This window comes from Butyrivibrio sp. AC2005, assembly GCF_000424145.1.
Classification (GTDB): domain Bacteria; phylum Bacillota; class Clostridia; order Lachnospirales; family Lachnospiraceae; genus Butyrivibrio.
Genome location: NZ_AUJI01000071.1, coordinates 1 through 10,767, shown reverse-complemented (window position 1 = coordinate 10,767; position 10,767 = coordinate 1). Strand labels below are relative to the sequence as shown.

Here is a 10,767-nt window from a genome sequence, read left to right as displayed (position 1 = left end):
CCAGATGCATAAGGCTGGGTAGCCAAGTCCGGAAGGGATAAACGCTGAAGGCATCTAAGCGTGAAGCCCCCCTCAAGATGAGATATCCCTGCTTCGGCAGTAAGACCCCTTAGAGACTATGAGGTAGATAGGCACAAGGTGTAAGCATGGTAACATGTTCAGCTGATGTGTACTAATAGGTCGAGGGCTTGTCCAAGAAAAGGATATAGAACAAAAGATAACGGATAAAGATGGAATAATTCAGTGTTCGGTTTTGAAGGTACGGTAATAATCCTCAATAGCTCAGTCGGTAGAGCATTCGGCTGTTAACCGAAGTGTCGTAGGTTCGAGTCCTACTTGGGGAGCTGGTTGTACGGAGTTATACAATCGAAGAAGCCTGCGAGGCAGGAAAAACACGGCTCCGTGGTCAAGTGGTTAAGACATCGCCCTTTCACGGCGGTAACACGAGTTCGAGCCTCGTCGGAGTCATCAATTAAGGAGCTTTAGCTCAGTTGGTTAGAGCAACCGGCTCATAACCGGTCGGTCCTGGGTTCGAGTCCCCGAAGCTCCACTAAAGAAGTCGCTTTAAAGGCGGCTTTTTGTTAATAAAACGCCGGCGTGGCGGAACTGGCAGACGCCCGGGACTTAAAATCCCGTGGGTAGCGATACCCGTACCGGTTCGATCCCGGTCGCCGGCAGTAAGAGAGAAGCGTAAGATGCTTCTCTTTTTTTTACGATGTTTGTAAGGTATAATAAGGCTATAAATCATAGTTATTGATGGATAGGTGGTGATCATTTATGTGCAAACTTATCAAAGTTAATACAAATTATGATTCATCCGTAATGGTTGCGGATTATAAAGCTGAGATTATCAGGCACATCATTAGTACAGCAAAAAAGTGCCCGGATATTGATGCTATTATGCTGTTTGGATCCGTGTTGGAAGAGAGATGTAAAGAAAAATCTGACATAGATATTGTTATCATCAGTAAGAAAACAGTCAATTATTTTAAAGCTATTGATGAAATTTATCAGAAAAAAGAAAAAGCTCCTATCTGCAAGGAATTAGCAGAGAAGGGACAGATTATTTATAAAAGGCAGGCTGCGTAATGGGGAATACTTTGTTATCAATTGCAAAAGCTGATATATAAACTGCTAAGAACCTTGTTAACAGTGATGATAAGTATCAAAAGCATCAGGCTGCCTATTTGACTCAGCAGGGTGTAGAGAAAACTTTAAAGTATGCTATTTCTCTAAAAACGGGAGGACAGCCTTGGGGACATGATATTACAAAACTTGTAATTTTAGCCCAACAAAATGGCGTTGATGTACCTGATTTTATTTGTAAAAAGGCTAAGATGATTACATCCTGGGAAGTGGTGTCCAGATATTATCCAACAAGCGTTATCAGGAGAGATACTATAGCACATGTCATTAGGGTCGCTGATGAATGGCAAAAGAAATTAAAATGATATTTTGTGGGTATGGCTTATGCTGTACCCATTTTTGACAAATGGAAGGATATTTGAAGAGATAACGTATATGAACGAAGACCAATATATTTCACGAATCAATCAACTTGAAAAAGAGATAGGTTATTTGCATAGTTTGCTCGATGAGGTTGGTATTACTTATAGAAAAGAAGCAAAGAATATTGAAGATCTATCTCCAGACAAGAACATTCTATTTGAAGATAATCAAGGTGCCAGAGTCAGACCTTTGGAAATAACCAAGCATCGAATAAAATTCTTCCGCAACTTGTTTAACGGACGAAACGATGTTTATAGTCTGCGTTATGGAAAGGTTAATAAGAAAACCGGAAAGCACAGCTACTATACTCAGTGTTGGTATTTTTGGAAAGATGGATTGTGTCCAAAGAGAAATAATCCCAAGTTTTCTTGTGGTGAATGTAGAAATCCGAATTATAAGGAATTGACGGATGAAGTGGTTTATGAGCATCTGAGAGGAAAGAAGGAAGATGCTTCGGATGTATTAGGGGTATACCCGCTACTTCTTGATGAAACTATAAACTTTCTTGTGTTTGACTTTGATTGTCATAATGATGATGTTTGTGGTGATGATTGGGCAAATCCTGATTCTGAATGGATGATTGAAGTAAACACATTTAGGAAGATATGTGAAGACAATGACGTGCCGATTTTAGTTGAGCGCTCAAGATCTGGTAAGGGAGCCCATTTTTGGATATTCTTTGAAAAGCCGATATTGGCATCTACAGCAAGAAGATTTGGAACAGCTTTGCTAACCAAAGGTGCCGAATCTGTTAATATGAAAAAATTCACATATTACGACAGAATGCTCCCAGCTCAGGACCATATTCCGATTAATGCAAAGACTGGGAGATCTGGATTAGGAAATCTGATAGCGCTGCCATTACAGGGACTGGCTTTACAGGCTGGGAATAGTGCTTTCATAGATGAAAACTGGAATGCATATCCTGATCAATGGGAGTGCCTCAAGAATGTTAAAAGAATCTCTAAAGAGATTGTTGAAGAAAAGATAAAGGCCTGGGGAGCAGATGGCTTATTAGGGGGCCTATGTAATGATTTTGATGAAGATGCAGATGATACCATGGCGAGAAAACAGAAGCCTTGGGAAAAAGAGAAACTTTCTTTTTGTAAGGAAGATGCACCTTCCGTAGTAGAAATCATCATTTCTGATAAGATATACATTAATTCAAAAGGAATGCAATATAAAATGCAGAATGCTATAAGGAGAATGGCTGCATTTAGCAATTCGGAGTTCTATAAGACTGCAGGTATGGGCTTTTCAACGCAAGGTATGTCTAGAATCATTTCTTGTGGTTATGATGATGGAGATTATATTTGTATTCCGAGAGCTCTTTTAGATTCACTAATTGAAAAATTAAATGCATCTGGAATTCCATTTTCTCTTACTGATAACAGATGTAAGGGAACTCCTTTAGATGTTTCTTTCAATGGTGCTTTATATGAGGAACAGATGAGAGGTGCACAAGCAATTTTGGAGCACGACAACGGTGTACTAGCAGCCACGACATCTTTTGGGAAAACGGTTGTAGGTGCATATTTAATTGTCCAAAGAAAAGTGAATACACTAATTCTTGTTCATAACACAGAAATTCAGAAGAACTGGATTGAAGATTTAAGCAGATTCTTAGATATTAAAGCTGAATTACCTGAATATAAAACAAAAACAGGAAGAATTAAAAAGAGAAAAAACTTGATCGGAAAACTGTATGCCGGGCATGACTCGATGACTGGAATAGTTGATGTTGCTATTTTTTCTTCTCTTGGAAAAGGTGATGAAATCAATCCAATTATCGAAAACTACGGAATGGTAATTATGGATGAGTGCCATCATGGAGCAGCGCAGACGGTTGAAGATGTAATTGGGGCAGCAAAAGCAAAGTATGTATATGGATTAACAGCTACTCCTAAACGGGAAGATGGACTTGAAAAGAAAGTGTTTATGCAGTTTGGACCTATTCGGTTCAGATATACTGCTAAAGAGAGAGCGCAGAAACAAGGCATAGCACATTTTGTATATCCTCGATTTACGAGGCTTGTAAGTTCTACAGATCTGAAGATAACAGACGCAAACCGGGCTGTAATTGAGTGTGATTCTAGGAATGATCAGATAATATCTGATGTGGAAGACTGTATTAAGGATGGTAGAACTCCGCTGGTATTAACCAAATACAAAGAACATGCGGAGCTGATTTATCAGAGATTGCAGGGAAAAGCAGATCATGTATACCTTCTGCAAGGCGGAGGAAGTAGAAAAGCTAAAGATGAAATGAGTTTGCAGATGCGAGCTGCTTCTGATGATGAATCTGTAATACTCGTGGCAATTGATAAATATGTTGGTGAAGGGTTTAATTTCCCAAGACTTGATACATTGATGCTGGCAATGCCTGCAGCAGCTGAAGGCAATATTGAGCAATTTGCCGGGAGGTTACATAGAGATTATAAGACAAAGACGGAAGTAATAATATATGATTACGTAGATTCGCATATCCGAGTTCTTGAAAAAATGTACCACAAGCGCCTTAGAGCTTATAAGAAGATAGGGTATGAAATTTGGAATAATGCGATTATAGACAAGCAGGATGCAAATTCTATCTTTGACATGGATTCATATGAAAGTGTTTATGAGAAGGATCTTTTGGAAGCAAATAAGGAAATTGTTATTTCAAGTCCAGGCTTAAATCATTCTAAAGTTGAATCTTTTATTAGGCTTGTAAAGAAAAAACAGGAAGATGGGATCAGAATAACTGTTGTCACCCTTAACCCAGAAGGATATCCGGAGGAAAGGATTAAAGATACCAAAGGAATTGTGCAGTTATTAAAGGACAACGGAGTAAACGTCAGAATACAGGATCACATGCATGAACACTATGCAATTATTGACAATGAGATTGTGTGGTATGGAAGTATGAATCTACTATCCAGAGCTAAGCCTGATGACAATCTGATTCGAGTTAAGAGTAAAGAAGCAGCGCTTGAACTATTGGAGCTTACTTTTGGATAATCAAAGATACAGATATGTTTTAAAGATTGATATCGCTGCTGTAAATATTGTTTGTTATTCAATAAATATGAATATCCTTTATCATACGAAAGTGGGTCAGAAAATGGACCAAAAAAGAAGGTAAGTCCGCAAGGCTCCTTTCCATGCTGGTTCTGAGATGTCACAAAAGTTCGATCCCGGTCGCCGGCAGTAATGTGTATGGCTGTAAACTTAGATTTTATCTGAGTTTGCAGCCTCTTTCATTATTTTATACATTTGGTACAAATCAGTACAATTTTGGTACAAGTCAGAAGATATCAGCATTTGAATGACTTAAATTGCATACAAGGATATACATAAAACGTGTATATTTATTTAGCAGATGCTTAATGCATTCATGAGCTGATCTTCAATATTCTTAGGCTCTTCCACTGTTTCATTGATATAATGCTCCGTCATAGCCCTATTTGAGTGTCCCAAAGCTTTCTGCAAATATGCAGTTTCTACACCAGCAGCCTTCAATGTTGATGCAACAGTGAGACGTAATTTGTGGCTGGACTTGTAAGGAACACCTGCATCATTACAGTATTTCCTAAGACGTTCATTAAAGGTATCATTGTTGATGGTTCTACCATGGCACATAAAGAGATATTCCCCATCAGGGTTAATCTCGTGAGCGTTCTTAATGATTTCTACAGCCTCAGGGACAAGATAGATATCTCTTACAGAGTAGTGAGCATTACCTTTGGGAAGTTTTTCATTAATATGCCTGGGAGTCTTCTTTACCTTCAGATGTGTCATATCAACAGAAAACAATGATTCTTCTACAAGCTGATACCTTCTACTGTCCTGATTTTTTCATCTGGATCTATCTTATATTTGGACATAAAAATCTCTCCCAGCGCATATCCCCCAAGCAGTTGCGGACTCGCTTTTTCATGCTGGATTTCTGCCGATGCATTTGTCTTTCCCATAAGAAGAAACCTACTGTCTTAAAAAATTAAATGTTCATGTTCTTTTTGTCTGTCACTGAAATCGTTTTAGAATTGATACAGTGTAACCATCATTGCTTTTGGAATGTCCCCAAATCTCAGACTCATTTTCTCATCGCCGTTCATAACGCGCTCCTTCAGCCACTTACCATCCTGCACCGTTCCTTCTTCCAGCTTAAGTATATCCATCTGTTTTTTATTTCCGGGCTTAACACTGAACTTTATGGAACAGTTAAGTCCGATGACAAGGAAACGGTTATCATCCAGCTCCACAGCCAGGCAGGCGCCAAGAGGTTTGCCGGACTGCCTTGGTCCATAGGAAACGGACAGATCATAATCCTCAAAGCGAAGGAAAGCGCTGTAATCTGTCTCACCGTGACGTACACAGGCCTGAAGATGGCTGCTGCCTCGATTCTGGAGATAAATGGGCTCCAATTCTTTCAGCAGACCGTAGGTTGCAGAGAGGCAGTCCCGGCTTCCGGTGATATCGAAAGCAGAAGGATCAATGTTCAGGGCAATCATAACCTCCATGGGTGGTCTGTCCACCTGGTCGGGATCCAGATTCAGATCCTCAATACCGAAGGGTGAAAAGCAGATGGCATTCTTTGCCCCAAATGCATAAAGAGCATAAGATGATGCCACGGCATCCTTGCGGATCTCCGGAATGAAAAGAGGGTTATCAGGTGTTGCATATTCATCCATTACATCTGCACAGTACGGAACGTAAACATCAGGGCCTAAAGTGAACAGAGACGGAGCTGCAATACGCCAGATATGATGAACTTTAGTAACCGGTCCTCCTGAAGGATAAGAGCCAGGGAACCATGGGCTTTGTCTGAGCCATGCATTTGCATAGCAGGGCAGGTCATAAACCTTCTTGCCACTTGATGCGATTCTCTCTATAGCCGTTGCGAAATGCCACGCCATAAAGCACTCTCCCGCATCTTCACCAAAAACATCTTCCCAGTTGCCCTGCCGTCCCACAGCATCGGACAATACTGTCGGCACCGGTGAAAAGAATGCGGCATCTGCATCGGCGCTATAGTCGCGGTCTGTACCAAGCAGGCCAATTTCATTTTCCACCTGCATCACAATGACTGTATTCTCTGTCTCATCCAGCGTCCGAATACGTTCCATGACAGCTGTGAATGCCAGACGGTCGCGTTCCACTGCCGCATCACACAGGGGTGATATGGTTGTCATCCGCTCGCCGTTGCACTTTTCTGCCCGGAAATACTTTTCGGCGTCCTTCTTCATCCAGGCAGGTACATACATGGATTCAGCGTTTTTCCAAAGACCAAACCACAGGAAACACAGCTTCATATTTTCCTCACGGGCCTTTAGTATAAGACCGTCCACGGTGGAAAAATCAAAGCACCCGTCTTCCGGTTCGATCAGCTCCCAGTAAAGAGGTACTATTACGGAATTCATGTTCAGTCCTCGAAGAGCCGGCCAGATTTGCTTCTCCATAAATGAAAGTTCAGATGCGCTTGAGTTGTGGATTTCCCCGCTTCTCATGAAAAAGGGCCGATCATGAACATAAAGGGTCGGGATGCCTTTTTCATCTCGCTTAACAAAGGGAATGCTCATATGGAATACTCCTTTCTGTCAATAATAATTACCTTTCAGTTATTTTCATACTAATATTGTAACTTGACATATTTGGAAACTCCATATTAATATACTAATATCCATATAAAATTATTAATGTATGTCATGGAGATTGCAGGATGCACTACACTTTCAGGATAAATCAGCGTCAGTACCGGAAAACTCCGCTGATTCTCCGCAATCTGGGTACCGACTATAATCAGGATGATATCGACCGACCTAAAGGTTTTCCCATCTGGCAGATTTTGTACGGGGTTTCCGGAAGCGGTAAGTTTAGTTTTGGCAGTACCCGTGGAGTTTTGCACCCCGGGCAGATTATCCTGCTGTATCCCGGGGAAGCCCACAGCTATCGCAGTATGGAAGGTGACTGGTATGTACACTTTCTTGGTTTCGACGGCAGCCTCTGCAAGGAACTGCTCTTTACGCTCGGAATGACACGCTCCGGTATTTACAGCCTGTCATCACCGGATAAGTTTCTGCGCCACGTAAGCGCCCTGGAAGAACTCATGAGCCAGCGAAAACCGGGGTGCCTTGCCGAATGTTCCAAAGAGCTGTACTCTCTCCTTCTGGACCTGGTAGAGAGCATGACCCTGCTGCCGGACTATCTCCTTACAGAGAGCACCAGCCTTGGGCGGGAGATGATACTCTATCTGGAAGACCACTTCGCCGAGGATATTTCGTTGGATGAACTGTCTAAACAGTTCGGGCGTACACCTGAGTATCTGAGCAGCTTTTTTAAGGAGAGCACCGGCGAAACGGTCATGAAATATCTTCGTCGTATCAGGATTCATCACGCTCAGGTTCTGCTGATGACATCTCCTGACACCGGGCTGAGTGATATTGCAAAAGCCTGTGGTTTTAACTCATCAAGCTATTTCTGCAAGGTTTTTCGTGAGACTCTGGGGATGACTCCTCAGTCCTTCAGAATGGGTATCACAGAAAGGGGCCGTCGCACTAATTGATATGCTCCCTTCTGGGTAGACAAGAGAAATAATAAAAATCTTGTACTACTTAGGAGGGAGTATTTTTATGTCCAAATATAAGATAGAGCCAGATGAAAAAATCAGGACAGTAGAAGGTATTCTTAATGGAAAAGAGACACAGCGACATGCAGCTGCACGTTTTGGAGTTGAACCCATCTTCTGCGAGCAAAAGGGTATGGAAAAGTATATGAAATTCACGATGTTCAAAAAGGAGACAACAGATAAGAAATATCACAATAATCCATTCAGAGCAGTTAATTTTGAAATTGGTGGTGATGGAAAAATGCGTTGTCCCAATGGGAAGACTTTTAACTTTCTATACCGTAAACCTGTAAAAGGGAACCAGTATGGACGAAAGGAAGAAGTCTACCAATGTGAAGACTGCAGTGGCTGTCCCTATGCATCAAAGTGCAAGAAGACAGATGGCAACAGAACTGTAAGAATAAATGAAGAACTGACTGCCATGCATCAGGAGGTCATAGATAATCTTGAGAGCATTCAGGGAGCACTTCTTAGAATGAACAGATCCATTCAGGCGGAAGGTACTTTCGGAATCAGCAAAAAGGATCGCTGGTATAAAAGAATAGTCCGGAAAGGAATAGAATCTGTAAAACTTGAGGTTCTTTTAGTTTCTATAGGTTACAACTTATATAAATATCACAATAAAAAGATGCGTCTCCAAGAAGCGGCCTAAACATAAAAAGCTTGTAGTTCTTGGGGAAAGGGGCATTATACACTTTTTTCCATAAAAGGAATAGTCCCGCATAAAAAATAGCAATAAAAGGGAGCTGGAAAAATGATTTCTCATTTTTTCACAGCCCCTTTTTTGTATGGTATGATTTTGGCATAACGTTTTTGGATAGTGATTTGAGGGATATATGAGAAGAACAGAAAATGTGGAATTGACCGTACTTTGTCTTATTACAGATGGCGATAGAGTACTTCTTCAGAACAGAATTAAAGAGGATTGGAAGGGATATACTTTGCCTGGTGGGCATGTAGAAATCGGTGAATCCTTTGTTGATGCAGTTATTCGTGAAATGAAAGAGGAAATAGGGCTGGATATTAAGAATCCAATGCTTGCGGGGATTAAGCAGTTTCCGATACAAGATGGAAAATATGAGAACGGTAGATATATAGTGCTTCTGTTTAAGGCATACGAGTTTTCCGGGGATGTCATTTCTTCTGAGGAAGGGCAGATGAAATGGGTGGAGTACAGTCGTTTATCTGAAATTGAGGCAGTAGACGATCTTGAAGAACTAATTGATGTTATCAATGATCCGAATCTTATGGAATTTCAGTATTTGGCCAGAGGAGATGACTGGTCTGTTTCTATAAAATAATCAGATGGTGAATATAATATGATTATTATGCGTGTTAATAAAGGAATGTGAGTAAATAATGAAAACTCTGATATTTAACGGATCGCCTAGAGAGCATGGCGATACCGCTGCACTAATAGAAAAGATAATCTCGGATTTACATGGAGATTAGGGCATAGTTTATCATTATGACGGAGCGACATATAAATGATACTTGTAACCGGAGCAAAAGGGTTTGTTGGCAGTAAATTAATGAAAATCTGCAAAGATGTGGTGGCCGCACCATCACTTAGAAATGCGTCTTTGGATCAGATCAAGAGAATTGTTAGTGAGAGCGGTGCAGATACTATTGTGAATACTGCAGCTATTTCAGATATTGGGGAATGCCAGAAAAATCCGGAGTCATCATATATTGCAAATGTTCAGCTGCCGGTGTTTCTTGCTAAATCATGCGAAGGGAGAAAGCTTATCTGCTTTAGCTCTGATCAGGTATATGGCGGACTTGAAGACAATGGGCCTTATACAGAAGAAAATGTTAATCCGGCAAACATTTATGCAAAGTATAAACTTGAAATGGAACAGAGGGTGCTTGATATCTGCCCTGATGCAGTTATGCTTCGCACTGAATGGATGTATGACTATTACGTAAAAAAGTCCAATTACTACATGAACATTGTAGATGCTAAGGATGCGGTTGCGTTTAGTTCTCGGCAATATAGAGGCATCACTTACGTAAAAGAAGTCGCTGAAAACATGGAAAATGTAATATCATTGCCGGGCGGAATTTATAATTTTGGCAGTGAAACTACAAAATCCATGTATGAGATAACAAGTCAGTTTATAGAAGAACTTGGGTTAGAAATTCGGCTAGAAGATGCACCTGCAAGGCACAATTTGTGGATGGACTGCAGTAAAGCAAAGAGATATGGTGTCATTTTTAGTGATGTTTCTAAAGCTTTGATGAAATGCGCAAAAGACAATGGATTTGAAATTAAGAATAATTCGGGAAAAGGGTGATTTTGCAGCGGACTTATAATTCCGATGATCTCTCGGAATCTTGAGTGATCATGCCAGCTAAATTCTGGCAATTGAACTTTGACAAGTGAATATTACCCAAGATGAAAAAAAGATGCAAAACAGGGCATGAATAATAGACATAACACTGTTGCTATGCCTGAGAATGCTGTATGATATTTACGAGATCATGCTACATTACAAACCAACTTTCTCAGGGCGGATTCGTAAGGCAGATCCCATGCATCCAAATGTTGTAACATGAGGATGTGATAGAGGCGGCAGTACCACATCTTTGTTGAGCGGTGCCTGCCGCTTTCTAGCTTGAAGTCTATTTTCTCACGCTTGTTTGAGCGT

The 10,767-nt window shown here is 40.8% G+C and carries 8 protein-coding genes, 4 tRNA genes, 1 rRNA gene and 2 pseudogenes; 12 read left to right on the top strand and 3 right to left on the bottom strand.

Annotated elements, in window-relative coordinates; translation table 11 throughout:
• The 8 genes and pseudogenes from G602_RS0116670 to G602_RS0116635 all read left to right on the top strand — a co-directional run.
• A 23S ribosomal RNA gene (locus G602_RS0116670) occupies positions 1–196 on the top strand; the annotation flags it as partial.
• A gap of 75 nt (positions 197–271) precedes the next feature.
• A tRNA-Asn gene (locus G602_RS0116665) sits at positions 272–344 on the top strand.
• Between the two features lie 52 nt (positions 345–396).
• Positions 397–468, top strand: a tRNA-Glu gene (locus tag G602_RS0116660).
• A gap of 8 nt (positions 469–476) precedes the next feature.
• Positions 477–550: transfer RNA gene (locus G602_RS0116655), tRNA-Ile, on the top strand.
• A gap of 41 nt (positions 551–591) precedes the next feature.
• Positions 592–677, top strand: a tRNA-Leu gene (locus tag G602_RS0116650).
• Between the two features lie 100 nt (positions 678–777).
• Positions 778–1,089, top strand: coding sequence for a nucleotidyltransferase domain-containing protein (locus G602_RS0116645; RefSeq protein ID WP_026659983.1), 312 nt, complete (start codon positions 778–780; stop codon positions 1,087–1,089).
• A 95-nt stretch (positions 1,090–1,184) separates the two neighbouring features.
• Positions 1,185–1,451: pseudogene (locus G602_RS0116640) on the top strand (HEPN domain-containing protein); the annotation flags it as partial.
• Between the two features lie 70 nt (positions 1,452–1,521).
• Positions 1,522–4,509, top strand: a complete 2,988-nt coding sequence (locus G602_RS0116635) for a TOTE conflict system archaeo-eukaryotic primase domain-containing protein (protein ID WP_026659980.1) — start codon at positions 1,522–1,524, stop codon at positions 4,507–4,509.
• Positions 4,510–4,863: 354 nt separating this feature from the next.
• Here G602_RS0116635 and G602_RS0116630 read toward each other — a convergent pair whose 3' ends face one another.
• From G602_RS0116630 to G602_RS0116620, 3 genes are all read right to left on the bottom strand, one after another.
• Positions 4,864–5,304, bottom strand: a complete 441-nt coding sequence (locus tag G602_RS0116630) for a tyrosine-type recombinase/integrase (RefSeq protein ID WP_026659979.1) — start codon at positions 5,302–5,304, stop codon at positions 4,864–4,866.
• Positions 5,305–5,312: 8 nt separating this feature from the next.
• On the bottom strand, positions 5,313–5,462 hold the full coding sequence (locus G602_RS30635) for a hypothetical protein (protein ID WP_155829966.1): 150 nt from the start codon (positions 5,460–5,462) through the stop codon (positions 5,313–5,315).
• A gap of 66 nt (positions 5,463–5,528) precedes the next feature.
• On the bottom strand, positions 5,529–7,070 hold the full coding sequence (locus G602_RS0116620; protein WP_026659978.1) for a DUF5597 domain-containing protein: 1,542 nt from the start codon (positions 7,068–7,070) through the stop codon (positions 5,529–5,531).
• 140 nt (positions 7,071–7,210) lie between these two features.
• On the opposite strand from G602_RS0116620, the gene G602_RS27170 reads away from it, so the two are divergent.
• The 4 genes and pseudogenes from G602_RS27170 (at position 7,211) to G602_RS0116600 (ending at position 10,413) form a co-directional block, all read left to right on the top strand.
• Positions 7,211–8,053: a helix-turn-helix transcriptional regulator gene (locus G602_RS27170; protein WP_044932552.1), complete on the top strand. Its 843-nt coding sequence runs from the start codon at positions 7,211–7,213 to the stop codon at positions 8,051–8,053.
• Between the two features lie 175 nt (positions 8,054–8,228).
• A pseudogene (locus G602_RS27165) lies at positions 8,229–8,768 on the top strand (transposase); the annotation flags it as partial.
• 184 nt (positions 8,769–8,952) lie between these two features.
• Entirely contained in the window at positions 8,953–9,417 is a 465-nt protein-coding gene (locus tag G602_RS0116605; protein ID WP_026659977.1) for an 8-oxo-dGTP diphosphatase, read from the top strand.
• A 186-nt stretch (positions 9,418–9,603) separates the two neighbouring features.
• Positions 9,604–10,413 carry an SDR family oxidoreductase gene (locus G602_RS0116600; protein WP_026659976.1) on the top strand — a complete coding sequence of 270 codons (810 nt, stop codon included), beginning with the start codon at positions 9,604–9,606 and terminating at the stop codon, positions 10,411–10,413.
• Positions 10,414–10,767: the final 354 nt, after the last annotated feature.